This window comes from Massilia alkalitolerans DSM 17462 (assembly GCF_000427785.1).
GTDB lineage: Bacteria > Pseudomonadota > Gammaproteobacteria > Burkholderiales > Burkholderiaceae_D > Telluria > Telluria alkalitolerans.
Genome location: NZ_ATYR01000011.1, coordinates 165,482 through 192,381, shown reverse-complemented (window position 1 = coordinate 192,381; position 26,900 = coordinate 165,482). Strand labels below are relative to the sequence as shown.

The window sequence follows — 26,900 nt, the reverse complement described above, 5'->3', positions numbered from 1 at the left end:
TCACGACAAGTCAAAGCCTGATGACCATAGCAAGTCGGTCCCACCCCTTCCCATCCCGAACAGGACCGTGAAACGACTTTGCGCCGATGATAGTGCTGCAACCAGTGTGAAAGTAGGTTATCGTCAGGCTAGTTATAAAGCAAAGCCCGCTCAGTATCGACTGAGCGGGCTTTTTGCTTTTCTGCGCTGCCTAGCGGGAAGGATGCGCGTGCTCGTAGGTCCCCACCAGCTCACATTGCTCCAGGATATGGCCCAGCATGGCCTGCTCCAGCTGCTGCTTCGTCGGGTGTCCAGAACCCGGCAGCACTACATCCAATGCATACAGCTTGTGGAAGTAGCGGTGCCTGCCCACCGGCGGACAGGGGCCGCCGTAAGCCGTTCTTTTCCAATCGTTCAGGCCGCTCCGTGTCCCCCTCGGCAGTTCGGCTTCGGGAACGCCGCCGCCCAGCCCGTTCGCGTCGGGCGGAATGTTATAGAGAACCCAGTGTACCCACGTCATCTTGGGCGCCGCCGGGTCGGGCGCATCCGGATCGTCGATCACCAGCGCAAAGCTTTTGGCAGCAGCCGGTGCGCCCGACCAGGACAGGGAGGGCGAACGGTCGGCGCCGTCACAGGTATGCTCCACAGGAATGCTGCCTCCCGCGCTGAAGTCGGACGAGGCAAGGACCAGGCTCATGGTCGTCTCCGTCTTCGATGACGGCGCACCGTGCGGCGCCGCTTCGCCAAGGGGAAGGTGTCATTGATCGCGGTGACGTTTTCCCCATGTCGTTTGACAGCCCCGGACCCTGCGCGTTACACGCCATTGCGCGCAATGGCGGGCAGACATAAAAAAAGCGGGGCTGCGCCCCGCTCATCGGCCTGCCGGCAGCGCGTCTAGACGCCCCAGAGGACGTCGGTATGCTGGTCGCGGGCGGAGCGCAGCATTTCCAGCAGCGGGAATGCGCGCGTCGAGAAGGTCACGACTTCGATCGGTTCGTGCTCGTTATCTTCGTTTTCGCCATGGTGGGCCTGCACGTCGCGCTCGACTTGTTCGGAAATCTGGTGCTTGCGGCTTTCCTCGATTTCGCCCTCGAGCAGCGCGACCGCGCGAGGCGCTTCTTCCGCGGTGATGACCCCGCGATCCGTATCCTTGTGCAGCAGGTCCAGGATACGTTTGGCGTGTTCCTGGTACATCAGAACCTCAGGATAGGATTTACATTTGAATGTAATCAACATAGCTGTGCCCATTGATTTGTTAGTGACTAAACGATAACACGTCTTGGAAATGCTTTCATCCCGCGCACGCACTCAGGGACGTGGACGGCGAAAGAGCCGGGACATGCCCAGCGTCGCCAGTGCGCCCATGGCGGCGAAGGCTGCGCCGGCCACGGTGCGATCGGTCGGACCGGCTGCGATCGAGGCCAGGCACCAGGCCAGCGCGCCCCACGACAGGCTGTTGAACATCCCAAGGATCGAGCTCAGGAGATCGCCCTTCCCACGCGCCACGTAATCGCTGCGCAAACCCGGGCGGCCGCACCAGTGCACGATCACCGCCGCCGCGCACACGGCGCCGATGACGGCACCGGCCGCGCCCAGTCCAGCAAGCGGCGCACGCACGATCAGCCAGGCCAGTGGCCCCAGCACCAGGACCAGGCAGGGCAGCACCGCCGCCGCCAGCTTGGCATTGCGCACCGTCCCTGGCGGCGCGGGAGAGAGGCGCAACAGGTCGGGCGCGTCTTCCGCCGACAAGATAATCCATGCCAGGGACGCCGTCAGTGAACTGCACAGCAGCGTCAGCCCGGCCGCCACGGCTGGCAGCTGCACCTCGCTGCGTTTGAAGATGATGAAGAACAGCGGCAGCAGGTAGATCAGCTGCAGCGCGACATGCGAGATGAGCTGCGGGTCGCGCAGGATCAGGCGCCATTCCTTGAGCAGCATCGTCGTGAACAGGCTGCGGCCGAAGCGAAAGCGCGGTCCGCCCGCAGGCCGGCGCGCCGCGCGGCTGGACGACGCGGCCTGCTGCAGGCCATGGACGAAGAACCGGTGGGTCCGCCCCGCGGTGAACACAAAGACTGCCGCCGCCAAGGCCACCAGGCCCAGCAGGGGCAGTGGCTCGCCCAGCAGCGCACGGCCCGGCAGCCAGACCGGACTCCCGGCGCCCAGTGCGCCGTCCTCGGCGAAGGCACGCGCGAACGCGGCCGCGGCGCGCGTCTCCATCGAGCGCGAAAACTGCGCGAACAGCTGGGACAGGATGAAGATCAGCGCGCCGGCCAGGGCGCCGATCACCTGCGCGACGATGCGCGTGCGCCGCGCGCCGATGAACCGCACCAGCCCGAGCGTCATCAGCATGGCGGCGCAGGCGACGAGCGTCGCGGTTCCCAGCAGGACCGGATAGACGGCAAGCCAGCCCACGTGACCGAGCAGTGCGCCCGCATGGGCGAAGGGCGCCAGGAAGAACAGGTAGAGCGCGGCCGTACCTGCAGCCACCGTGCCGAGGCGTACGGTGAAGATGCTGTGCGAGGGCAGGGGCGAGGACAGCAGCAGGTCGAGGTCGCCCCGTTCGAACAGCACCAGCACGCTCGACTTCAGGGCGCTGGAGAGCATGAAGGTCATGCTGCCGTACAGCAGGGCGCTCACCGCGACCAGCACCCGCGGATCGCGCAGATCGATGCCGGCGGTGCGCGACACGACAAACAAGGCAATCGCGTGCAGGGCCAGCCAGGCCAGCCCGACGACGGCGAGTCCGGCCAGCCCGGGACGCCGTTGCGACTTCTCCGACTTGCGCGAGCCCGCGCTGAACCACATGAGCCGCAGCTCGTGGCGGAACAGCCAGGGGATGCTGCCCGGTGCTGCGCTCATGGCTGCGCGGTGAGCTGCAGGAACACGTCCTCGAGGCTGCCGCCGCTGGTGCGCTCGCGCAGCTCGGCCAGCGTGCCTTCGGCGATCAGGCGCCCCTCGCGGATGATCCCGATGCGCTGCGCCAGCCGTTCCGCCACCTCGAGGATGTGGGTGGTGAGGATGACGGTGCCGCCCTTGGCCACATGGGACAGCAGCAGGTCTTTCACCTGGCGCGCGGCGGCCGCGTCGAGCCCCGTCAGCGGCTCGTCGAGGATCAGCAGTTCCGGTTCGTGGATCAGCGCGCCGGCCAGCGCCAGCTTCTGCTTCATCCCGCGCGAAAAACCTTCGGTCAGTTCGTGCGCGTGCGGGCTCAGGTCGAGCCAGTCGAGCAGCTCGCGTGCGCGCGGCTCGGCGGCGCGCGCCTGCACGCCCCACAGGCCGGCCACGAACTCGAGGTATTCGGTGGGCTTGAGCTTCCCGTACAACATGGGGTCGTCCGGCAGGTAGGCCATCCTGCGCTTGGCATCGAGCGGCGCCTGCGCCAGGTCGATGCCGAGCACCTCGATGCGGCCGGCATCCGGCGCCACCAGCCCGGTCACCATGCGCAGCGTCGTGGTCTTGCCGGCGCCGTTCGGGCCAAGCAAGGCGTACAGCTCGCCGCGGCGCACTTCCAGGTCGAGGCCATCGACCGCTGGACGGCCGAAAGACTTGGACAGGCCGCTGGTCCGCAAGGCCGGGGCAGTGTCCGCCATCATTGCGGCTTGAACGAGGACAGGAACTGCTCGGTGTGCTCGGGCGGCATCGCGCCCGGCGTGCCCACCACGATCACCTGGTACACGCGCGTGCCTTTCGCGACGAAGCGCCCGACCAGGCGCACCGGGCCGCTGTTGCCCTTGCCGACCGCATCGACGTCCAGCGTCGCGCCGGCGGGCGTCGCGCCGTTCTTTTCCGCCGCATCAGTGGCCCCGATATTGCGCAGCAGCGCCTGGCGCATCGCAGGCAGCGTGGCCTGGGCCAGGGCCGCATCCGGCGCCACCGCGGTGCCGACGGCGAAGGTCGTGCCTTCCACCTCGGCGGCGGTCATCGTCATGTCGACCTTGATGCCGCCCAGGTCGATGCCACGGGTGTGCGTCGCCGGCTTGGCCGGGAACAGCACCTTGAAGGCGCCTTCGGCGCTGGTGTAGTCGCGCCAGTTATAGGTGGGCGAGCAGCCCGCCAGCAGAGCCGCGGACAGCGAAGCGAGGACAAGTTGTTTGATGTGCATGCCACGATGGTAACAGGAGGCGTGGAATGCGGATACTCCCTGCCTTCACGCCTTGAAGGCGCGCCGGTACTGGATCGCTTCCGCGATATGCTCGGCCGCCACGTGCTGCGCGCCGCCCAGGTCGGCCACCGTGCGCGCCACCTTGAGCACGCGGTGGTAGGCACGCGCCGACCAGTGCAGCTGCTGCATCGCGGCGCGCAGCAGGCGTTCGCCGGCCGCGTCCGGGCGGCAGTAGCGGTCGATCTCGCGCGGCGCCAGGCCCTGGTTCGGCTTGCCCTGGCGCGCCAGCTGCAGCGCATGCGCTTGCGCCACGCGCGCGGCGATCGCGGCGCTGCTCTCGCCGTCGGCCTGGGCGCCGATGCTCTCCGCCGGCATGGCGGCCACCGCCAGCTGGATGTCGATGCGGTCGAGCAGGGGGCCGGAGACGCGGTCCTGGTAGCGCTGCGCGCTTTCTGGCGTGCAGCGGCATTTGCCGGACACGTGTCCGAGCCAGCCGCAGGGGCAGGGGTTCATCGCCGCCACCAACTGGAAGCGTGCCGGGAAGTCGGCCTGGTGCGCCGCGCGCGAGATCGTGATCTGGCCCGATTCGAGCGGCTCGCGCAGCACTTCCAGCACGCGGCGGTCGAACTCCGGCAGCTCGTCGAGGAAGAGCACGCCGTGGTGGGCCAGCGAGATCTCGCCCGGGCGCGGCGGGCTGCCGCCGCCCACCAGGGCGACGCTCGATGCGCTGTGGTGCGGACTGCGAAACGGCCGCCGGCCCCAGCGCTGCGGCGAGAAGCTGCCGGCGATCGACTGCACCGCGGCCGACTCCAGCGCCTGTTCCTCGCTCATCGGCGGCAGCAGGCCGGCGAAGCGCGAGGCCAGCATGCTTTTTCCCGCGCCCGGCGGCCCGATCAGCAGCACCGAATGCGTACCCGCGGCAGCCACCTCCAGGGCGCGCTTGGCGGTCTGCTGGCCCTTCACTTCCGCGAAGTCCGGATAGTCGACGCAGGCCACCGGCGCCTGGCCGCGGTGGCGCGCCAGCGGGGCAGCGCCCGCACCGCGCACGAAGTGGGCGCACACCTCGAGCAGGGTGCGCGCCGGGTAGATTGCGGCATCGCTCACCAGCGCGGCCTCGTCGGCATTCGCCAGCGGCAGGACGAAGGCGCGCGCTTGATCTTCGCTCTCGCGCCGCATGGCGAAGCTCATCGCCAGCGCGCCGCGGATGGGCCGCAGTTCGCCGGACAGCGACAGCTCGCCGGCAAACTCGTAGCGCGCCAGCGCCTCGCCCGGGAGCTGCTGCGATGCCGCCAGGATGCCGAGCGCGATCGCCAGGTCGAAGCGGCCGGATTCCTTCGGCAGGTCGGCCGGCGCGAGGTTGACGGTGATGCGGCGCGGGGGAATGGTGAAGCCGGAGTTCTGCAGCGCCGCGCGCACGCGGTCCTTGGCTTCGCGTACCTCGGCATCGGGCAGGCCGACGATGGTCATTGTAAAGCAGTATGTGCACCGCAAGTCCTACCTATGCTGACGTGGGGCGGCAAGTGCACTTTCTTTGTTAGTTTGCTATCGAGTTGGCCAATTGCTTATACAAGAGTGCATGCGCTGCGGCCGCTGCAGAGTACGCTAAGCTGGCGCTATGAACGACGATACTATATACGACGTTGTCTGCCACTGGCAGTGCCCGTGGTGCTGGCGCAAAGCCACAAGGTTACTCACGCCTCTGGGCAGCGCGCCGTCAGCGCCTACCTAGCAGGCCTGGCCAACATGCCTGTGGCGGGGCAAGCTGAAGCGTACCGGCGCCTCACCCCATCGATTAACCACTTCAAGTTCTGTCGTCACTGCCAAGAGCCAAGTGAAATCTCCTATTGGCAACAATTGAGGGTAAGCGCACCCTTGCGAGAGCTCAGCGTATCGCTGCACCAGCGATTCCCACCTGAGCAGATGAACTCCGTTTTCTACCCCAGGAATAACTAGATGGGCCTGCCCCCGGGCCGCTCCGCGAAAAGCTCCTTACATCTGCGCGGGGGGAAGAAGGTTGCGCACTTCTTCTTCGAGACCAGCGTCTGCTAGCATAAGCTGCTCGCCCTTGGAGCCTGGTCCGCGCTGCTCTCGCACAATCTCCACCATCCGCTCCGGCGTCACCGGCCGCAGCCGCCGCTTGAGGATGTCTCAGTCCGGCTTCATGCATAGTCTCGCAGGTAGATTGCAACCGATAAAACTACGGTAACAATAGCGCTACCGGTAAGCGCAATGACTTCCAAGACCCTAACGACCCTAGCGCGGCCGGCACTGGTTTCGAGATAGTACATCGGCGATTTCATAGTGCGCCTGCGAGCAAAAGGGGAGTCCTGATGATACTGGATTCAAGATAAACTGAGCACTCGTTGATGGGAGGCCTACATGCTCAAATGGATGACTGCAGTGATAAGCGATAACAGGCGCTATCACCGCTTGACGATGGCGCTGGGTGCCGTAATTATCGCTTCGTTGGGCGCCCTGGCGGCAGTCACTCTGCAGGCTTGAGCCGGCTCAACTGCTTTTAGGAGACCTATGGCGCCAATTTTATATCTCGATTACGACGGTGTACTTCACCCAGCGGATGTGCGCGTGACGAAACTTGAGCCGGCTCAACCGCGGGTCTATGTCGGAGGGCAGCCAACAGACCATCAACTGTTCGAGCACGCGCCTTTGCTCGAGCGCATCCTCGAGGCGTTTCCGGATGTGAGAATTTCATTAGCCACGAGTTGGGTCCGTACCCTCGGTTACGAATACGCGGTGCAGCAGCTGCCACCGGGCCTGCGGGCGAGAGTGGTCGGGACGATATGGAAAGGATTTCTGCTGCAGTTTCCGCCGCATACTCGACACGACGCAATCACTACTGATGTCGAAGAACGCGGAGTCGGGCGCTGGCTGGCGCTGGACGACGACGTGGACGGCTGGCCGGCTGAGCGCCGTCATCTAGTAGTCTCGCCAACGAATAACTGGCACGGACTAGCACAGCCTGGCATATCCGAGGAACTATCGCACGCACTAGAACTGCTGTGCACCGGTGGCGTGCTCGAGTCTCGACTGCCGCCAGAATTGGGTGTTCCATCGACGGTGGACAGACTGTTCGGCTCGAATTTAGCCGGCTCAACCTAAGGAGGTAACAATGAGCAGAGCACTTCATGACTTTCTGGCAGACGAATCGCGTGCACTGAAAATTCTCGTGAACACCGCAGTCGCGGCAATGTCACTCGGCCTTGCCGTAGCCGTCGGCGCAGTGATTCTGTTGAGTTGAGTTGAGCCGGCACAACCGAAGGGGAGGCGCCACAGCCTCGCAACCTGGCCAACTGCCCGTTTGTGCAACAGGCTGCTGCACAACTTGAGCCAGCTCAACTGTACGGCGGCAGGATGCGAGAATGCCTGAATCAGCGCCGCCCGTGGACGGGCGATTCCTACGTTGGAGCCCAGTCATCGGACAAGACTTCTGCCTGTTTCATCACCAACTCGACCGCGGCTTGTGCCTTGTCAGGGGGATACTTGTGGTTTGCAAGGATGTGCCGCACCTTGACCATCATGGCAGCACGTACTGAGTCGCGTTTAGACCAGTCAACCGAGGCATTAGCCTTGAGCTTTACGGTCAGCTCTTGGGCGAGCGCTTTGAGTTCAACGTCCCCCATCTCCCGCACGGATGCTTCGTTAGTCACGAGCGCGTCGTAGAATGCGAGCTCGTCCTTGTTTAAGCCCAGTTCGGCTGCGCGGCTAGCGTCCTTCTCGAACTCCTTTGCCATCGCGATTAACTCCTCGATAATTTGAGCAGTCTCGATGGCTCGTGCACGATACCGATTCAACGCAGCCTCAAGAAGGTCTGAGAACTTTCCCTTCTTGACTACGTTGGTACGGAACTTCGCCTTGATTTCGTTTCGCAGCAAGCGTTCCAGGAGCTCGACCGCCAGGTTGCGATGCTCCATGTGGCGAACGCCGTCGAGGAACTCGTCCGACAATATGCTGAGGTCCGGCTTTTTGAGCCCTGCGACTTCGAAAATGTCGATGACATCTTCAGATACCAATGCACCCGATATGATTTGGCGCATTGCGTGCTCCTTCGCCTCGTCTGTCAATGCTTTCCTCGGGTCTGCTTTTGTCAGAACTGCCTTAATGGCTTGAAAGAATGCAAGCTCATCGCGGTATTCCCCTGCTTCATCAAGCGTGCAGGACAGCGCGAATGCCTGGGTGGCGGCCAAGACGTGGTCAGCAAACAGTCGGCGCCCTTCCTTGGCCTTCTCCTTGTGAGTCTGTTTCAGCAAGTGGTCCACGGCCTTCGGCAGAACGGCAAGTGCCCTGGTCCTGAACCCAGTGTAATCGCAGCCATGCAGCAGGCCGCGCAATACGTCCATTTCGTCCAGGAAAATGCTCAGCGCTTCTGCCGAGTCAATCGTAGGCCGGCCCTTGCCTTTGCTCGCAGTGTATTCATGCAGAGCGGTCTTGAGTTCGTCGGCGATTCCGATATAGTCCACCACCAGGCCGCCGGGTTTATCCTTGAATACCCGGTTGGCCCGTGCAATGGCCTGCATCAGATTATGGCCCTTCATCGGCTTATCGACATACAAGGTATTGACGACGGGTGCATCGAAGCCGGTAAGCCACATGTCGCGTACGATGACAATTTTAAGGGGGTCGGTTTCGCTCTTAAAGCGTTTCTCAAGACTCTTTCGAGTCTCCTTGGGGTAGACGTGCTCTCGGATATGGGGCTTGTCGCTCGATACCCCGGTCATTACAATCTTAATCGCGCCCTTCGAGGCATCTTCGTCGTGCCAATCAGGACGTAGCTTGACGATTTCGTTGTATAACTGGACGCAGGCCTCGCGGCTCATGGCGACCACCATCGCCTTTCCGAACTGTGCCTTTTGGCGTTCTTCGAAATGGTCAATCAGGTCTTTCGCGACCTGTGCTAACCGAGGCTGAGCCGCCACAATTTTCTCCAACGCGGCCCACTTCTTGTATCGCGCCGAGGTCGCAAACTCTTCCTCACCCTCGCTGAGTTCTTCCGCCTGCTCATCGATGTGAGGGGTTTCCTCGGCCTTAAGGTCGAGCTTCACCAGGCGGCCCTCGTAGTACACCGGCACTGTCGCGCCGTCGGACACCGCTTGCTCGATGTCGTAGACGTGCACGTAATCGCCGAATACCGCCCGCGTGTCGCGGTCCGTGCTGCTCACCGGCGTCCCAGTAAAGGCAACGAACGTGGATAGACGGAGACCGTCACGCATGTGCTTAGCGTAGCCGTATTTGAGCGTTCCATCCTTTTGTTCCAACTGCGCGGTGAATCCGTACTGGCTCCGATGGGCCTCGTCACAGATGACCACTACGTTCTCTCGCCGGGTTAGCTCCGGGAACTTGGTCTCACCCGGCTCAAGTGCGAACTTCTGAATGGTCGTGAATATGATGCCGCCGGAAGGTCGGCCATCTAACAGGCGTCGAAGTTCTTCCCGCGTGTCAGCCTGGACAGGCATTTCTCGCAGCAGCTCTGCGTTCTTGCAGAACGTCTCGAAGAGCTGGCCGTCCAAATCGTTACGGTCAGTCACGAATACCAACGTGGGGTTGCTCAGCCGCGGGTCCATAAGCAGGACGGACGCTGAACAGACCATTTCGATGGATTTCCCCGCGCCTTGCGTGTGCCAAACAACCCCGCCCTTACGGCTGCCGCCGGGAACGGATGCCTTGACGACGCTCTCTGCTACAGCCTTGACCGCGTGGAACTGGTGGTATCCGGCAATCTTCTTGAGTAGGCGCCCTTCGTCCTCAAAGAGAATGTAGTTCCGAATGTACTGAAGGAACAGAGACTTGGCAAACATCCCGCGGATGAGGGTCTCTAGCTCTTGGTGCGGACCAAGCGGGTCGATAGTTTCACCGTCAATGGTGCGCCAGGCGAGAAAGCGCTCCTTATTCGCAGTCATAGACCCGAACCGGGCATTGGAGTAGTCCGATATCACGTTGAAGGCGTTATGGTGAAATAGCGCCTTGATGTCGGTCTTGTAGTTTTGGATTTGGTTGTATGCCATCCAAACGTCCGCATTCTCGTCTGCGGGGTTTTTCAGCTCGAACACTACCAGCGGCAATCCGTTGAGGAATACCACCAAGTCCGGTCGACAGGTGTGCTTTGGTCCCTGAACCGTAAATTGGTTCACGATGAGCCAGTCGTTGTTATCCGGGGTGTTGAAATCGACAACCTGAACGATGGTGGCCTTTTGCTCTCCGTTAGCTACGTACTCGACCCGGACGCCGTCCACGATTAAGCGATGAAATCCTTTGTTAGACTGTACGAGGTCCGGGTTTTCGTAACTGGAAAGAACCGTCGCCGCTTTCTTGATAGCCGTAAGAGGCACGCCTGGATTGATAGTCCTCAGCGATTGGACAAGCCTCTCGACGAGCACAACCTGTCGGTGGTCCTCCCGCTCGCAGTCATCTTCGTTACCAGTGATGTCCGGGCCGTAGGCGTAGCTGTACCCTAATTCTTCAAACCAGGCTATTGCCGCAAGCTCGACGGCGCTTTCCGTTATTTTTGTCATGGAGTTTCTTACAGCGTAATAGTGGGATTAGTGTAGCTACTGGCCACCCTGATGAGCAAAGTGAAGCGTCTTACCCGAGAACGAGTAACACGCTGAGGTGAAACAAGCAGCTCTTCGAGGCCTTGCTCAAGCCGCCATGGCCTCACTGATGAGAACTTCTGCCGTATTTGGGGCAAGCCGTCCTGTAATCAAAAGCGGCAATAAGCGGTCTCGTAACGCCTCGAGCGTGGCAATTATTCGACAGTTCAATGATATAAATTCAAACATCGGCTTCGAAATGGCGTGAAATGCTGCAAGAACTTCTGAGGACGGTATCGTCAGCTCCTGGGCATGGACCACATCTGGTCTGACTGCGGGATAGGCTGCGCCCTCGGCTAAATGAGTTAAGCGCTCGATGTTCTCTTTCAAGGTCATCGCACAGTAAACAAATTCAGCAGCGTTTGGGTCAGTTGGCCTCAGTACGGCGAATCCAGTACTTCCGGTCAGGCCCTGTTCGTCCTCACCGATAAAGCCATACGAAAGGTTACCTGGACGGACCGTGCCATATACCGAGTCGCCCTTTCTAAGCACTCTGCGCGCTCTGGAGGGCGCATCTGCGAATGCCATCTCATCTGCCGCTAAGATAGTGTTTTTCTTAAGCCCGGAGAGGTCGATGTACTTGATGACATCCGGATGTTTTTTTGACGTCCACGACTCTGGGCATAACTTCGTCAAATCGCTAAGGGCACCCGCTGTCCAGCCAGCGGGGAGCGCGCCGTGGTCAGATGGCTCAAACTCTGCTGGAAAAACCGCAGCAAGCTTCGGGGACATCGCTTCCGGGCACGAACCTAGCGCCTTCGAATGTACCGGGTCGTACCGCATGAACCAAGTTCGGAATAGGACTTGTGCCGCAGACTCGAGCACCGAGTTTTGCCTAAACAACGTTAATCGAAGACTATCTAAAGTGCCCAGAATTTTCGACACTTTTTCTTGCTCGGTCAAAGCGAGAACGGGCTCTACTGACTCTAGGAATTTCGTAGTTTGGAAGTTTGAAATCCCTGTGGACTGGTTTTCAAAAACCGCAATTTCCCCAGTTAGATGCATCAAGTCAATAAGATACGCGCAGAAAGAAGGGGATACCTTTCTAGCGTCTAGGCGGACGAGCTTGCAAAAACTAGCAGGGATTACTTTGCCCCCTAAATGAGATAGCAGCTCCTTCGTCACATGCAGGGCACGACCCGTGTGCTGCCCGGACGCGGCGCTTCCTCCAGAGGTCTCTATGACCAGGTCACCGACCTGCAAAAGTCGTTGGGAGATTTTCGATTTTTTCTCGAACCTTAGGGGAACAGATGAAAAGTCGCCGTTTTTCAACCTGGGGATATCTGTACCGCGGATAATAGCGACTTTCTCCAACCCTTCCGCCGCATCATCCTCCCCCCAGCCGCCTCCAATTTGGTGGCAGACTGCATCAGAAAGCTTAGAGCTCATAACCAAGCTCCTTCATGCTTTCAGCAACTTGCAGCCTCAAAACGTCACTACGGCCGAAGAGGCCCTTCAGTTCTCCTGCTAACTCATCTAACCGCTCCTTGTAATCTTCGTCATCCTCTTCGGCCTCTTTTGAACCAGCGTACCGGCCTGGCGACAGAACATAACCGTGCGCCTGAATTTCCGATAGAGTAGCTGACTTACAGAATCCAGGAATGTCGCTATATACCGGCGCCTCCTCACCTTCCGCAACCGGAAGGCGGTCCTCGTCCTCGCGCCAAAGGTGTACCGTCTGCGCAATCTTCTGAATGTCGTCTTCGGACAAGTTGCGGTTAACTTTCGACTGCATGTAGCCCATTTTGCGGGCGTCGATGAACAGAATCTCGCCGGTGCGGTCACGTCCGTTTTTCGTTTTATCCTTCGCAAGGAACCAGATACAGCAGGGGATTTGCGTGTTTAGGAAGAGTTGTCCAGGGAGAGCGACAATACACTCTACGACATCGTCTTCGACCATTCGTTGACGGATTGCGTCCTCACCGCCGGAGGTGGTTGTCAGCGTCCCGTTAGGCATAACGATGCCGCATTGCCCTTTTTTACTCATGTGATGCAACACATGCTGTAACCAGGCGAAGTGCGCAGGTTTAGCAGGCGGGATTCCATAAGTCCAACGTGGGTCCTTCATTAGACTATCCCGTGGCCATTCACTGTCCTTGCCAAACGGCGGGTTCATGAACACGTAATCGGCGCGCAGGGTCGGGTGTTTGTCGTTGGCGAAAGTATCACCGTGAGAATCGCCGAGGTTGAAGTCAAGCCCACGAATTGCCAAGTTCATCGCAGCTAGCTTCCAAGTGTTTGGATTGCGCTCTTGGCCGTAAATAGAAATGTCCCGTGCTTGGCTGCCGTGGCTCAGAGCGTAACGCTTGGAAGACACGAACATGCCGCCGGCACCACATGCACCGTCGTAAAGCTTGCCCTTGCGTGGAGCGAGGACCTCGACAATGACACTGACAATGGGCTTCGTCGTAAAGAATTCGCCGGCGTTTTTTCCTTCGGCGCCCGCAAAATTGCCGAGAAAGTACTCATAGACGTCGCCGATAACGTCGCCGCCGTCTTTCGCATCGAACGTGAGCGACGCGACCAGGTCGATGAGCGAGCCCAGCGTGTTCTGTTCCAAGGTGGTTTTTACGTATACCTTCGGTAGCAGGCCGTCCAGCTTGGGATTGTCAGCTTCGATGAGGCCCATCGCCTCATCCAACAACAAGGCGATATTTGTTTGTTTGGCATTGGCCTGGATAAACGCCCACCGTGCGCGCTCTGGCACCCAGAGAACGTTTTCCATCACGTAGTAGTTGCGGTCCTCCAAGAAGGTGATGCGGTCTTCAGCATCCCGCAAATACAGCTCATCGGAGGGGTCCGCGAAAGCCGTGGCGAGCACCTGGCGCCGGGCAGAAAATGATTCTGAGACGTACTTCAGAAAAATCAGGCCGAGTACCGGATACTTGTAATCGGACGGGTCGACCGAACCGCGGAGTGTGTTGGCCGTGGCCCAAAGGGCATTTTTGAAGTCTTGGTTCATGTCTTTTTGTGATAAGAAATTCTGAGGGTTCGCGGCCTTTGCACCGGAAGTCGGAAACTGAGCGTCCTTGGAGCAGGTGAACACAAAACCCTGTAGCGTAACGATTTTAAATTGCTTTTTGGAATAAGCCTATACCAACAGTAAACTATTCCCAGTCCTGCTATTCCTAACGCTACGAGCTGCGAGTTAAGGCGCATCAGTGCTTACTCCACCGACTCTGGGTGCAAGTGCGCCTCCCTGTACCGCCGGGCCAGCGAATGGGACCGTCGGCCACCAGAAGGGCGCGCTCACTCGTACCTTGCGGAATTCCGCGAGTATGTCAACGGGATAGAGCAGAAGGGCAAATCAGAAGCATGACGTCTGCCACGACTTGAGCCGGCTCAACCCGGAGTTTAGACCCTGGGATGGCCCCGGCGTATAGTTTCCTAGCCTGCCCCCTGAAGCGCTCTGGGCGCGGGTTGAGCCGGCTCAACCGCTGCTGGTTAACAACAGCACAAAACATTGCATTCTTGACTACTGTACGTTAACACAGTACTCTGTACGTTTACACAGCGCGAGGTCGCGATGGATAAACGTTATTTGGAAGATAATGCAATACGGAGCGAATGCATAGAAAGCCTGTGTGATGACCTCCTAGCGATGAAGGAGGCGCTACCAATGCTCCGCGAATCCCATTTGCTCGCTGCCGCATACCGCTCAGCCCATGAATTAGGGTGGGGCGAGAACGATAGCGAGCTAAAATACGTTTTCCGCCGCGTGGCCGCGTGCCTACGTTGGCCCACCCCGCAGGAGATTGCGTAATGAGTACATTGGAAATAGTCGTCATTGTCGTCGCGGCATTCGTCATCGGATTTGCCGCTGGACGTGTAAGTGGACTGCGGCGCAAACCGACTTGAGCCGGCTCAACTCACCTGGAGGACATATGGTCAAGGTAGCAGCGATTAGCGGGTGCCAAGCCAAAGTAGCCCTGGTAGAGGGTCCAGAGGGGCTGGCGCTGGACGGCGTCGAGCGCGCTGACCAAAGCTGGCGACCGGTCCCAGTTGAGCCGGCTCAAGCGACCATGGACGCACTAAACGAAGCGCTTGGCGCGCTACAGCCGACCCCATCAGCACTGCATCTGCTCCTAGCCGAGAGCCTCGGACCAAGACCCCGTTAGCCAAGTTGAGCCGACTCAAGTCGCGCGACTTGGCCAACATGAACGACCCCAAGCTCGCTCTGGCGGGCTTTTTTTATGGCTATACAAAATATTTTCACGCGAAATTTCTCTTTGTTTTCAATGAGATTCTTTCGTCGCAGGAAAAAACCCGAAAAAAGTGAGTTTAGAAGTGAGGTCGGTGGCTATACGGGTTACCACAACTCGGAGCTACTGAAAGCGCACCATGAGCAAACACCCCACCACCATCTCTGTACCCGCCTACCGCCGCATCATCGATGCAGGTCACGATATCCACCTGCAGCACAAGCGCCACTCGTACTGTATCCAGCTCGTCCGTCGCTTTGAGGTTGTAGCCTCTGTCGAGTGCTCGCGTACAGGCAATCTATCCCGTGCCGGCGTTATCGAGAAGGCGAAGATGGACGCCTTTGGCCCAAGTTCTAGCGTCTACAAGGCGATGCAGCTGCTGGCCATGATTGCGGAAGCTAACGCTGCCGCGGGAGTCTAAATGTGACCACCGTAACCCCCGACATGCTCCAGGCTGTGAATGCCCGCCGCGCCCTGCGTGCTGAGCTCTTGGCAAAGATTGCATCCTGCAGCGACGCTGACGTCATGGCGACGATGCTAGTGCCTGAGCTCGACCTCGCGACCCGTGCAGAGGACATGAAAGCCCTGCGCAACGACATTAAAGCGGCTGTTCAGAACAAGCTGAAAGTACTGGGTGGCGCCAAGCCTACTGCAGTGGATATGCGCGAGATGTTCCCCGTCCTGGTCAAGAAGTCAAAGGGCACATTCAGCATGACTCACCACGGCGTCGCACAGCGCGTCGTTGCTGAGTATGACGGCGACCTGCGCTACAACATCGACCAGGAACAATGGATGCAGTGGGATGGACGGCGCTGGATGACGCTCCGTGACGCGCAGGTGGGCACCATTGCCCGTACCGCAGCGAACAAGGCTAAGGCCGCGGCCGCGCAGGACCCTAACGTCGACATCGACAAGCTCGACATCGTAGACAGCGACGGGTTCCGCCGCGGTGTAGTCGGCGAGATGCTAGCGTCCGAGCGCATGCACGTCGAGCAGCGTGACCTGAACGCCGACGTGCGCTATCTAGCCTGCGGTAATGGCGCGGTTGACCTGTACACGGGCACTCTGATAAGCGAGCGCGACCTGCTTGTGACTGTTCGCAACGACACCGAGTTCAACCCAGAGGCGACCTGCCCAACATTCCTGCGCGTGCTGAGCGAGGCGTTTGAAGGTCGCGCTGAGGACATCGCGTACTACGAGCTCATCATGGGCTACACGGTGCAGGGAAGCCCAGCCGAACGTGCGATGTTTTTTCATAAGGGCAACGGGCTGAACGGCAAGAGCCTGCTGCTGGGCGCCATCATGAAAGCCCTTGGCGACTATGCGGCGGCGGTCAGCTACAAGGTGGTGGCGGACTCGCCAGGTGCAACGATGAACACAAGCGCAGATGGCGCCTCCCCAGCCCTGCGCCGCCTAATGGACCGTCGCATGGCATACATCGACGAGCTCCCGCTAGGTGGCAATCTGCGCGACGCTGATGTGAAACTGCTGGCAGGTGGTGGTGGCACGGTGTCTGCTCGAGGCCTGGGCCAAGAAGCGGTCGAGTTTCCGGTCACGTTTGTATTCCATATTGCGTGCAATAGCTTGCCAACGGTGCGCGGCGGCCAAAGTGCGGTGTGGAAGAGGTTGTATCCAATCGCGTTCACTAAGCAGTTTGACGGCGTTGAAGACCCGACCCTGCCGGCGCAGCTAGAGGCCGAGCGTGAGGGCATCCTGGCCTGGTTGGTACGTTGTGGTGAGCAGTACGCATCTGTGCATGCTCAGGGCGGCAAATTGCGCGACTACATGCCGCAGTGTGCCAAGGACGAACTGGAGAAGCTGCAGGCTGAGCAGAATCCGTTCACCGACTGGATTGCGGCAAATTGCGAGATGGTGCAAGGGGCATTCATGTCGACGAATGCGGGTTGGAAAGATTACGTTGCGTATGAAGAATCGGTCAGCCTAGACGGAGCCCGTCTGGCACGAAGCGAGAAGGCCTTCAAACAGCGCATGGACGAGTATAAGATTGGTAAGCACACAACGCAGCACGGCAAGGGACGCCAGTCGGGGTTCCTGGGCATCCGACTTAAGTCGGACAAGAGCTCGGTCGAGGCACTAGCACTGTTCTGAGCAAGGTCATCTTTGAAGCCGCCGCCAGGCGGCTTTTTTACGTCTGTACGGGTGGCGCTGGTGAGCGCTCGGACTTACAGACATTGTGGCTGCGATGTCTGTAGTTCGACACTTGATGCCCGCAGTAGAACAGAGGTCCTACAGACATCTTACAGATGTTTTACAAACATTGGCGTTTCTGTAAATCATTGATTTAAATAGCATTTACAGACGTTACAGACATTACAGACATTTCTTAAGGTTCTACACATTGAGAAATAAATAAGTTCACTTAATGCCTAAAAATTGTGCAGAACGTCATCAATAATATTCTTTTTCTGTATGGCAGAAGTGTCCCGGAAAACTTCTGTAATGTCTGTAATGTCTATATGCCTAGTGCTTGGCACGCGACGCGTGCCGTTGGCCAGGTTGTTAGGTGCAAGGCGCGCATCCTTGGCCAACTGACATTCAGCGTGCTGTTGCGAGGGTCTCCAAATCAGGTTTTCGCCTCCTGAAACTTATTTGTAACAATGGGGGTCTCATCACCGTCAATGCCGACGCACAACTGGCGTTGGCATCCGCCCGCCCTGGTTCAGTATGGCGACCTGCTCGCTGCGTAAGCCGCGAGCGAAGCCCCGGTCCAGCAGGGCTTTTACTTGCGACGCTTTTTGTCGCCGCCCTTTTGCGCCGGCGTGCGGTTCAAACCTCGATTGTCGCGATGGTCATGGTTTTTCTCCGTACTGCTGCGCCACGGCTCGTCCTTTTTCCCCTCCTGCTTTGTCGAAGACTTGCCAGCGCCGAAGAAGTCGAAGAAGCCCATCATGTTCTCCTGAGTTTATAAAAAGACACGAATTCTGATTATAAACCCACCCTACATCTTCGTTTCGACCAACGATTCCTCCATCCGTCGCCGGCCCACTTTTTTCCGTCGCTGACGTCGGTCCGTCCGCCGTAATCCGCTGTTATACCCGGTCGGCGCGTTTTGGCAGGGAGCCTTGCTTCTCAGCGTCGAAACAGGAAGCTCCGCCACCTCCTACGACCCCCTCCACCACCGAGCAAAAAGATTAGTAACAGCGTCGAGTTGTAGGTAAGAGTAGTTCGAGAGAGAAGGGGGCCTGACCTGAGCGGCGCAGCAGTGGTTTCGGCAAGAGTGTTCCGGACCGGAGAAGAATGCCCTAACCGCGCACCTTGGCCCCCTCGCTTTAAACACCGTTGGCCAGGAATGGCATGGGACGCATTGCGTCGGCGCTTCCTACTTCGGCTCAAGGGGACTCTCATCAATAAATTCGCGGGGAACTACCGTTAGACCGCTGACACCCTAGAACGAGACATCGCCCTGGCAATGACCTTGGCGAAGTTCGAGGCCGAAATGCGCTGCCTACGCGAACGCACACGTCGCCGAACCTTTGCTCGAGATACCGCCGCGCTCTCAATGCCGGCGCGGCCCCGCACCCGCCACCGCGCTGCGGGTCGACGCCGCTCCCCGTTGACCGCGCAAGCGGACCTGAACCAGCTCAATAAGTCCTGCGCAGTGAGACCGACAGAGGAACGTGACGAAGAACGTTTGGACGAGATGCATGAGTGTAACGGGACGTGGGGCGGCGCCCCCAGGCTCAAGCTGCGAAGGGCGGCGCATCAGGTAAAAGAAGTCCCTCGCGAGGAGGGACTTCGAACGTTTATGCTGCTACCGTTTGACCTGGCTCAACTTTGTTTCTAGCTGCCTGTTCAGCGCCCAAGCTCTCAGCTAACCAGGCAGAAGACCAGCCCCTCACCCAATCGCCCGCGTGTTCAAAATACTTGGCAGGCGCGTGGTTGGGATAGCCGTCGCGGTACGCTTGCATACCCTCAACGAATGCACGGTCCGCCCGGAATTTGAGAAATGCGTTCATGTTTTCCTTCTGTAGTTGCCCTTTCTCGTATAGCGATTGCTCGCTAAGCGTGCGCTCGCTCGAGTTAAAAGTTGTGATTTCATGGGCGACCGGCCATGCCGTGCACCTATGTACCCGAAATATCCTCTTGTTGTTCCTGAGTTGAGCCGCTTAATCAGTCAGTAGCATCGGTACGTCTCCACGTTTCGAGACGGCGTCCGCCGCTGTCGTGACGCCACGTAATATTGAAGCCAATGACATATTGTTAAATTGCATCATGTGTGTAGACTGCGACCTACTGTTATCGATAGAGGAAGAGTGCGATGCGCGTTGCAACCCTAGCATTGGAGAACTTCAGAGGAATTCAAAGTGGGGTCGTACACTTCAAGCAGCACACTGTACTAGTGGGTGCGAACAACACCGGCAAGAGCACCATCATTGAGGCGTTAACGCTGTTGTTGGGGCGCGATAAACTCATTCGCGAGCTAACCGAGCATGACTTTTTCGGGTCAAGTCCGCAGCCAGCAGACCGCATAAAGCTGGTGGCGACCATAGTTGGTTTCGCCGAGAATGACCCGGACAGGCACTCTGACTGGTTTAGAGACGGCAGAGCTGTTCCAAAGTGGTTGGATGAAAGCACCGGGGTCGTCCATCCAATACAGAAGAGTGATGAATGGGTTCTCTGCTGCCAGATTGCCGCACAGGCCTACTTCGATAGCGAGACTCTTTGCGTAGAGTTTGTCCGGTACTTTCACGATGACGACAATCCAATCGACCCGTTTGATGGTGATGTGCCGGTGCAGGTCCCGGGCAAGTTAATCCAGCAGTTCGGCTATTTCCTTGTTCGAGCAAACCGGACATGGGAGAAGGTGTTGTCATGGGGGAGCGAGCTTTTTAGGAGAACCATCCAAGTCTCAGCCGCCCAGCCTGCATCTGCTATCTTGGCTGAACGGGAACGGCTGCGAAACCCGGAGCAGCCAATCGAACTTGATGCTCAAATTGCGCCCCTGATATCCAATGTGAACAAAGAACTCGCAAAGTGCTTACCCGACGCACCCGAGTTACAGCTACGGCTAACGAACACCGATAGCAAATCCGTCCTCGAGGCCATTGCTGCACACTTTTCTACACCTGGGGGTCAGAGCGTGCCCGCGTCCAGGCAGGGGAGTGGACTCATATCGCTGCAAGGTCTGATGCTGCTGCTGGAGCTAGGGCGCACTCGCGCAGAGGCGGGAGACGGTTTCATCATGGCGTTAGAGGAGCCCGAAATTCACGTAGCTCCTGGAACACAGAATCAGCTTTTACACCGGGTTCAGGCACTCTCGACACAGACCTTCGTCACCACTCATTCTGCGTCGGTGGCAGCTGCTGCCGACCCCACGTCGGTTCTTCTACTCCGCAATGACAAGGGCGTACTCACGGCAGAGCCGTTCCTTTCTGCGCCTTTAAATGCTACATCTACAGCATGGGAGCGAAAGACCTTTCAGCAGATGCGCGTTGAGGTTCTTTCTGCCCTCATGCATGGCGTAGTACTGGTCCCCGAAGGCCGTGCGGACTTCTACCTGCTGCGCATCATCCTAAGGCCTCTGATGCTTGCTCAGGACTGGCAGGTGGATACGGACCACCAGTTTGGCCTGGACGTTGGCCTAATACCTACAGAGGATGCGAAGGTCATCGAGACCTATAAAACACTGAGCAGAGTGCATGACTCCGTCGTGTGCTTGGTTGACGGTGACAAAGCCGGGCTTGGATACATCAAGACGCTGCAAGCATTGGACCGGAAGCCAAAGGCAATCTTGCGCTGGGATGATGGCGGAATGGTAGAGGATGTTGTGGGATGGATTCTTGAGGCTGACGCTATAGGGACTGTCGGCGGCCTGGCTGAGATGAGGGTGCCGGCGCCCCGGTCAGTCAACGAAGCTGTAGATTATCTGAAGACAAAAAAGGTCGACCTGGTGGCTTACGAGACTGTTGCGGATGTCATTGCAAACAACTATGCCTGTCGCGTCCGGGCTGCGCAGCTTTTCAGCGCGATAACGGCGGCATGTAAAGGTGTGGAGACCGACAACTTCAAACAGGACGGGGACGGTATTTGGGTGTTCAATCGATGAGTATTCACTTCTTTAGCGGTGGCGCTGGATGCGGTAAAACGCATCGCCTTATGTCTACCTTAATAGAGACGTTGAACACGTCCCCACTGCAGGCTGGGCAACAAGTTTTGGCCCTTACCTTCATGCACGGCTCCCGGCGCCGCTTGGATGAGCGCCTCTCAGCTTTGGGCCCGCTCGCACGCAAGTATGAGTGCGTGGTCCTGGATAGCTTTGCTTTAAAGATTGTTACTCGATGGCGGTCGCTCCTTGCTGCGTTAGGTATTGCCCCTCCCGGAGCGGATGCCTATGACCAGGTCTGCGACGCAGCTTCCAAGCTTCTCGCACACGCCTTCGTTGCCAAATGGGTTGCCGCAACCTACCCAATCGTTATCTTGGACGAGGCACAAGACTTGAGCCAAGAGCGGTTGAACATCGTTCAAAATCTGGCGATGCACGTAACGCTTCTGGTAGCCGCAGATGAGTTCCAGTGCCTCAATGAGGACTTACGACCCAACCCGACCGTGCAGTGGCTAGAAACCGTCTGTGGGGGGATTGAACTGATTGAGCCAAAGCGGACAAACATTGCTCAGCTTCTCACTGCAGCTAGTGCGATTCGTCAAGGGCGGGGCCCAATGGCTGAGGGCGCCTTCCGAATCTTCCAAACTTCTAATTCAGGTCTGGCAGGCAGCTACGTCGCCAATGCCATCGCTTGGGCGCGCGGCCGGCGGGTTGCTGTCATTACGACGACAGCAAACAAGTTCGCAGGTGATGTAGTTGCATGGGTTGGCACTAGAACGAATACGAAAGGAAACGGCCCATATGCAGTTCGATGGGAGCGTTCTGACAACAAAGCCATGGAGGAATACATTGCAAATGCCGTATTACATGAAAGAATGAGCGTACCTGATGTCCTTAGAGTCATCACGGCCGGAGACGACATCCGCGTGCACAGCGAGGTCAGTGCCTGGCTAAGCAGGCAGCGCCGCACTAAAGGACGGCTCGAATTCTCCAAGGACGAGGTTGTGGGTGCCATCACCCGGTGTTTCACCGCTCGGAAACATAGCTTCGTACGCCGAGATAGTTCGCACGTCGCTATGACTGTGCACGGAGCAAAGAACAGGGAATTCGACCATGTGGTCGTCCTATGGCCAGCAGCTACTGGAGGGGATGATGAGCAGAAGCGTCGGTTGCTCTATAACGCAGTAACACGCGCAAAACGGCAGTGCGTAGTGCTAGTCCAAGCGGCAGCGGCCCTGAGGCAACCACCTTTCGTTTAGAAGTTATGTCTTGCCGGAACTCAGCCGGAGGGACGATTTCTGTGCGAGAATTGTTTTTTGTGCAACCGCAGCCAAAATCCTGCCCCATTCTTTTTGCGTTGAATTTCGATGACGCGTCATTTTTATATGCGTATAAATATGACGCGTCATCGAAATTCAACGAGCCTCTACTCCCCCTGTCTGGATGAGCGCCAGTACGTCGTGGATGACGACGCATCATATAACTTGTCTCGCTAAACAAGACTTCTTCAACACCAAAGTAGAGTCATCATGTCAACAGAAAAAAGGGCGGTAGGGCGGCCTTTACAACACATGACTATAGACGAGAAAAAGTCTGCGAATGCCTCAGCGGCGCGGGAGTACCGAGCCCGGCAGAAGGCGACCGCCCAAAAGCGGCGCAGCTCAAAGCAGCCCAAGTCAAAGATTCTCGACTTGTCTAATCTTGCTCCCCCTTGGCGTACATAACTAACGTGTAAAGGCCCTCTAATTCCTAGCATATGGAAGGCTATGAAAAGCGGGCAAGAAGTGGGTTCGGTGCGGCCATTCGCGACCCACAGGTCTGGTAGAAGTCGTCGGCGTCTAGCTGCGCTCCATGGCGCTTCAAATTCGGCCCCGACAAATGGCCAATGGAAGGGCCGGCTAGTTGGTATTGCGAGCGAATGGTCGCACAGCCATCCAGGTTATCTGGCTGGGCAATTGAGGCAGGGAAGCGGGGGGGGGGCCAGCACTTGCACAGCCTGCTTAGTGAGACTTGTTCCGCCGGGCTATCTTTCAGGGCTTTGGCAGCGCTGGCCACCACAACTTCAGCTGGTGACGCAGCGCGAGCATGTCGGGTTTGTCGTCCATCCACATGCGGAGTGGGATGCCTTCTTCGGCACCTGGGCGCCAGATATTGAGGTTGTTCACGATACGCAGCACGTTGTAGTTTTGCGAGTTCTGGCTCAAAAACTCCAGAACACCTTCGACCAATTTGTACTCTTGGCGAACATGAGGGCAGACAACTACAGCGAACTGCATAGCGCCGGCCGACCCGATTTCCCACGGTGACTTTCCATAGCCGATGACATCGCACAGGGCGCGTACCATATGCTGGTGCGCAGGCTTGGGCTTATCGCTGTACTCGACTTCAACCCATCCGTACCAAGTGGCGTATGTGTTGTTTTCGTCGACTGCGAACTCGCAGGTCAGGAGCCCATCGGGAACCTTGCCACAAGGGTCAGACATAAGCTTCGGTGCTGACGTGACCGGGGCCCGGCCGGCCGCGATTTCATGTTCTGTGTAGTAGCCTGCCGCAGGACCGTTCAGCTTCGTCCAGGCGAATGCTACCTCGTTCGCGAGGCAACGATGGTGATACGACGGCATCGCACGGCCTGCGAAGTCTTTGTCATACGTGGCCTTAAGTCCGAGCTCATTGCGCAGACGGCGAGCTCCTTTTAGAGTCAGGGCATAGACGCGGCTACCGTCCGGGCCAACCTTAAATTGGACTTGGCCCAGCTCGAGCAACTGCGCCAGATAGCGTTGGGCGTTGCGGGGAGTCGCTTCGGTTGGCCAGCAGGCGAGGTGTACTTGGCGTACGGGCAGCCATCCAAACCGATGAAGAGAAACGAGAACCTTCTCTTGGTTCAGACGCAGTTTGATACGATTGTCGAGGCCACGGCTAGGGGTGTTTGTAGTGCTCATAGTCGCTCCGTTTTTGTTATTTTTGGGTGTTCGACTTGCGGTCAGTCTGCTACGTATAGCTACTACTCGAGTAGTTGTGACTAAGCCCTTCGGCGCGGGCTTTGGCGTGGACTTCGGCGCCCCCTTCGGCGCATGAAATAACGTCTGAAAAACGGGTTGGCCAAGTATTTCACCTGAGCGTTGCTAGCGATTAGGCTGCGACGCGCCGAAGCCCTCTCGCCGGGGAATATGCTATTTGCAAAACCGGGGGCGTCCCGGTGTTCAGCAGGCTGGCGCTGTAATACGACCCCGGGGCTTGCACAGAATTTGTATGCGTGAATGCGCAGAGTTGATGCAGGCACACTGGCACTCCGCCCGCTCCCGTTCCCGCTGCCGCGGACACGTGAACGAGCTGCGGACTCTGTACAATGCCTGGCACTCCGACCGGCCCCGCGCCCGCTCCGCGGACGCAGGACCGACCTCCGCGTACCGGCACAACAACTTGGCGTGCCGCTCAATCCGTGCCCCAGCTTCGCCGGCGCACGAACCGCTGGGTCGACGCGGTGAATCACAGTCCTGCCGCTTAGCCCCTGCGCCAGCTCCGCCGGCGCACGAACCGCTACGTCGACGCGCCAACCCCCGGGCAGCCGCTCAACCCGCTCGCCAGCTGCGCCAGCGACCGAGCCGCTACGTCGAAACGATGTGCACGCACCGCGAGTTCTGCGACGCCCCCTGAGCCGCACACTCTGGCCAACAGCACTTACCCCTTGCTGCGGACGCCAACCGCCTATTTGATATCAAGGACGATGCTCCCTGGTGCGCGTACGATGTGCGGTAGTGGATGCGGTGGATGCTACTGCTGCGACACAGACCGAGTGCCAGCCGTGCTCGTGCTAGCAAGGGCGGATGGCTCTTACATTTAGTGCGGAGGTGACTTGGAGGTAGCGTTTGCCAAGGCGGCGTTGTTTTTCCAAACGCGAGTTTTCGGCTGCACTGGTTCCTGCACCGCATCGCTACCTGGCAACAGCAGGGGAGGGTGCTCCTTCGCACAGGTTGCTATACAAGGTGGGCATTGCGCCCTGGGGTCTCCATGATGCAGCGGCGCTGCGGAGGGGCTGGCGAACGCGGACGCACAGCCTGCGTTCGTTTTTTGTGTGGACACTGTTGCTCGGAGAGGCACCAGGTGATTCACCGCAGGGTGCCCTCCGAGTAAATTTGGCTGGCCTGCCCCCGGCTCCGCTCCGCCTACATTGACGCTGGATTATGATTCGTCAGGGCGTACGTCATCTCCAGGCAGGGATGCCAAATACGCTTCATAGTCCTCGGGCTGCTGTAGCGTGAACGTCAGCCCGGCCATTACCGGTGCTCTTTCAGGTGTAATGTGAATTTTAGAGCCGCCGCTTTTGATGTACGACTCATGGGAGATTTCAGACACATCCTGTTTGTTCCCGAGTGGCACCTGAATAGGCTGGCTGTCGCCGCGGATGTACATGTCAACAACTCGTGCTTCCGCATCGACGACGCACTTCAAAAGCACTCGTGACAATTCTTCTCGTAGGGCGGCGCGAGCATCTAAAGAGTTAACGTTCTTGATTGCGTCAACAATATTTGCAAACACCGACTCGCTATCGCCGCTTAATTCCGACATCTCTGCACGCGTCGCAGCCAGGGCCTTCTCAGCCGTTTCTACCTCTGCCTCGGCCGCCGTCAGGCGCTGCATCAACGACGCAATCGGCGCCTTTGAACTTCCGATTGCCTCGGCAAATCGGTTGCTCTTTTCCTTAGCGGCGCGTAAGTCAACTTCTTGGACATCGGCGAGGCCGGTTAACTCCTCTAGCCGTGCGGTACCATTCCAGAATTGCGGTGCTATCTGAGATACAGCGCTGATGATTGTGCCTTCAATCTCGGTGGCGCCCAAGGACGGGCAGTCGGTTAGGCCACGATTGCGTGCCGTGCAGTAATAGCGTGCGTACCCGGGTTGTTTCGACGACTGCTTGTTTTTACGTACAAATGATTGGCCGCAGCTGCACCTCAACAGGCCTTGAAGCCAGTTCTTGAGACTTGCATCGCGCCGGCCCGGGAACTGGCCCTTACGGTCAGCTACAGCCTGAGCTCGCAGGAATGTCTGCTCGTCAAGCACAACAGGGAAGTAGCCAAGTACCGGGTCACCCACTGGAACACGTTGGCCGTTGTCGTCCATTTTGTGGGGGTGGTATTCGCCCAGGAGAGAGCGGTTGTGCAGCAGGCGGCCGACTAGCGATGTGTGCCAACTGTCGCCGCTGCCAGGCACGGGCCACTTCTCTTTATTGGCCCGGTTCACTATTGACACGATACCGAAGCCGCCGATGCGCATTTCGAATACTCGCCGAATGCTCTCGACGCGCTCATCTCTGACGATAAATCCCGTTTTGTCGTCGTTAGGAAGGAGCCAGCGCGGACACTCGCTTGTCACAATACGCGTGCCCGGTTGGCCGGCTTTCAGTTGCTTTTGTCCCCAGATTTTACTGAGACGGTCGGCTTTCATCGCACTCTCATTATTCGCACGCGACATGAACACGATTGCGAGGATGAGGTTGCCAATGTCCTTAATGGTCTCCCGGTTCCAAATCTTCTCATCGACGAGGGTCACCAGCACGATTCCGCTATGCACAAGGTCGAGCAGTAACTTCACCGCCATGTCGACGTCGGCCCTGGACAGCCGGTCGAACTGTTCAACTACCAGGTAGCTGCCCCTTGGCACCTTTCCTGACTTAACTGCGTCGATAAAGGCCGCCAGTGCCCCCTTCTCAACGTTCTTGCGTTTGAATGCCGACACGCCCAGGTCACGGTATGAGACCGGGTGCAGGTCAAGGTTGTGTTTCGCGCAATACTCTTCGGCCATCGCGACTTGCCGGCGAAGCGAGTCCCCGAGTTCCTGTTTGGCCGTCGAAAATCGGACGTAGCTGTACGCAATCGGTCTTGGGGCAGAGTCCGCATGGACGTCGACTTTGAGCGTGTGGCTTGGCATTTGGCTATAGAACAGGCAGATAC

The 26,900-nt window shown here is 58.5% G+C and carries 18 protein-coding genes, 1 rRNA gene and 1 pseudogene; 7 read left to right on the top strand and 13 right to left on the bottom strand.

What is annotated here, in order from left to right; translation table 11 throughout:
• The first annotated feature begins 16 nt into the window (after positions 1-16).
• Positions 17-129: ribosomal RNA gene (gene rrf / locus YWC_RS0113720) — 5S ribosomal RNA — on the top strand.
• Between the two features lie 61 nt (positions 130-190).
• Here rrf and YWC_RS0113715 read toward each other — a convergent pair.
• From YWC_RS0113715 to YWC_RS29345, 6 genes and pseudogenes are all read right to left on the bottom strand, one after another.
• On the bottom strand, positions 191-676 hold the full coding sequence (locus YWC_RS0113715) for a YbhB/YbcL family Raf kinase inhibitor-like protein (RefSeq protein ID WP_027865896.1): 486 nt from the start codon (positions 674-676) through the stop codon (positions 191-193).
• 197 nt (positions 677-873) lie between these two features.
• Positions 874-1,215 (bottom strand): DUF1840 domain-containing protein, encoded by a 342-nt coding sequence (locus YWC_RS0113710; RefSeq protein ID WP_027865895.1) that lies wholly within the window; start codon positions 1,213-1,215, stop codon positions 874-876.
• Between the two features lie 72 nt (positions 1,216-1,287).
• A complete protein-coding gene (locus YWC_RS0113705) occupies positions 1,288-2,838 on the bottom strand; it encodes a hypothetical protein (protein WP_027865894.1) in 1,551 nt (516 codons plus the stop codon).
• Positions 2,835-3,572: an ABC transporter ATP-binding protein gene (locus tag YWC_RS0113700; protein ID WP_027865893.1), complete on the bottom strand. Its 738-nt coding sequence runs from the start codon at positions 3,570-3,572 to the stop codon at positions 2,835-2,837. Before YWC_RS0113700 ends, YWC_RS0113705 begins: the two co-directional genes overlap by 4 nt.
• Entirely contained in the window at positions 3,569-4,081 is a 513-nt protein-coding gene (locus YWC_RS0113695; RefSeq protein WP_211238970.1) for a hypothetical protein, read from the bottom strand. The genes YWC_RS0113700 and YWC_RS0113695 overlap by 4 nt, the downstream gene beginning before the upstream one ends.
• Positions 4,082-4,126: 45 nt before the next feature.
• A pseudogene (locus tag YWC_RS29345) lies at positions 4,127-5,551 on the bottom strand (YifB family Mg chelatase-like AAA ATPase); the annotation flags it as partial.
• A 1,059-nt stretch (positions 5,552-6,610) separates the two neighbouring features.
• On the opposite strand from YWC_RS29345, the gene YWC_RS32800 reads away from it, so the two are divergent.
• Both YWC_RS32800 and YWC_RS34040 read left to right on the top strand, forming a co-directional pair.
• Entirely contained in the window at positions 6,611-7,201 is a 591-nt protein-coding gene (locus YWC_RS32800) for an HAD domain-containing protein (protein ID WP_156923665.1), read from the top strand.
• A 10-nt stretch (positions 7,202-7,211) separates the two neighbouring features.
• Complete coding sequence (locus tag YWC_RS34040; protein ID WP_267872167.1) at positions 7,212-7,340, top strand: hypothetical protein; 129 nt, start codon at positions 7,212-7,214, stop codon at positions 7,338-7,340.
• 157 nt (positions 7,341-7,497) lie between these two features.
• On the opposite strand, the gene YWC_RS0113665 is transcribed toward YWC_RS34040, so the two are convergent.
• From YWC_RS0113665 to YWC_RS29335, 3 genes are all read right to left on the bottom strand, one after another.
• On the bottom strand, positions 7,498-10,608 hold the full coding sequence (locus YWC_RS0113665) for a type I restriction endonuclease subunit R (RefSeq protein ID WP_027865890.1): 3,111 nt from the start codon (positions 10,606-10,608) through the stop codon (positions 7,498-7,500).
• Between the two features lie 126 nt (positions 10,609-10,734).
• Positions 10,735-12,075: a restriction endonuclease subunit S domain-containing protein gene (locus tag YWC_RS32795; RefSeq protein ID WP_156923663.1), complete on the bottom strand. Its 1,341-nt coding sequence runs from the start codon at positions 12,073-12,075 to the stop codon at positions 10,735-10,737.
• Positions 12,065-13,648 (bottom strand): type I restriction-modification system subunit M, encoded by a 1,584-nt coding sequence (locus YWC_RS29335; RefSeq protein WP_051306443.1) that lies wholly within the window; start codon positions 13,646-13,648, stop codon positions 12,065-12,067. The genes YWC_RS32795 and YWC_RS29335 overlap by 11 nt, the downstream gene beginning before the upstream one ends.
• Positions 13,649-15,027: 1,379 nt before the next feature.
• On the opposite strand from YWC_RS29335, the gene YWC_RS0113650 reads away from it, so the two are divergent.
• The gene (locus YWC_RS0113650; RefSeq protein WP_027865889.1) at positions 15,028-15,309 is read left to right on the top strand and encodes a hypothetical protein; all 282 of its coding nucleotides are present in this window, start codon (positions 15,028-15,030) and stop codon (positions 15,307-15,309) included.
• A 2-nt stretch (positions 15,310-15,311) separates the two neighbouring features.
• Complete coding sequence (locus YWC_RS0113645; RefSeq protein ID WP_027865888.1) at positions 15,312-16,997, top strand: DNA primase family protein; 1,686 nt, start codon at positions 15,312-15,314, stop codon at positions 16,995-16,997.
• 631 nt (positions 16,998-17,628) lie between these two features.
• Here YWC_RS0113645 and YWC_RS32790 read toward each other — a convergent pair.
• Positions 17,629-17,799 carry a hypothetical protein gene (locus YWC_RS32790; RefSeq protein WP_211238969.1) on the bottom strand — a complete coding sequence of 57 codons (171 nt, stop codon included), beginning with the start codon at positions 17,797-17,799 and terminating at the stop codon, positions 17,629-17,631.
• Between the two features lie 853 nt (positions 17,800-18,652).
• Positions 18,653-18,865, bottom strand: a complete 213-nt coding sequence (locus YWC_RS32785) for a hypothetical protein (protein ID WP_156923659.1) — start codon at positions 18,863-18,865, stop codon at positions 18,653-18,655.
• A 302-nt stretch (positions 18,866-19,167) separates the two neighbouring features.
• Here YWC_RS32785 and YWC_RS0113635 point away from each other — a divergent pair, with 302 nt between their 5' ends.
• Positions 19,168-20,955, top strand: coding sequence for an ATP-dependent nuclease (locus YWC_RS0113635; RefSeq protein WP_027865887.1), 1,788 nt, complete (start codon positions 19,168-19,170; stop codon positions 20,953-20,955).
• Entirely contained in the window at positions 20,952-22,211 is a 1,260-nt protein-coding gene (locus tag YWC_RS29330) for an ATP-binding domain-containing protein (RefSeq protein WP_036214316.1), read from the top strand. The genes YWC_RS0113635 and YWC_RS29330 overlap by 4 nt, the downstream gene beginning before the upstream one ends.
• 771 nt (positions 22,212-22,982) lie before the next feature.
• Here the strand turns inward: YWC_RS29330 and YWC_RS0113630 are convergent.
• Together YWC_RS0113630 and YWC_RS31600 are read right to left on the bottom strand one after the other, a co-directional pair.
• Positions 22,983-23,891: a replication-relaxation family protein gene (locus YWC_RS0113630; RefSeq protein ID WP_156923657.1), complete on the bottom strand. Its 909-nt coding sequence runs from the start codon at positions 23,889-23,891 to the stop codon at positions 22,983-22,985.
• Positions 23,892-25,131: 1,240 nt separating this feature from the next.
• Positions 25,132-26,877, bottom strand: coding sequence for a recombinase family protein (locus YWC_RS31600; protein ID WP_051306442.1), 1,746 nt, complete (start codon positions 26,875-26,877; stop codon positions 25,132-25,134).
• Positions 26,878-26,900: the final 23 nt, after the last annotated feature.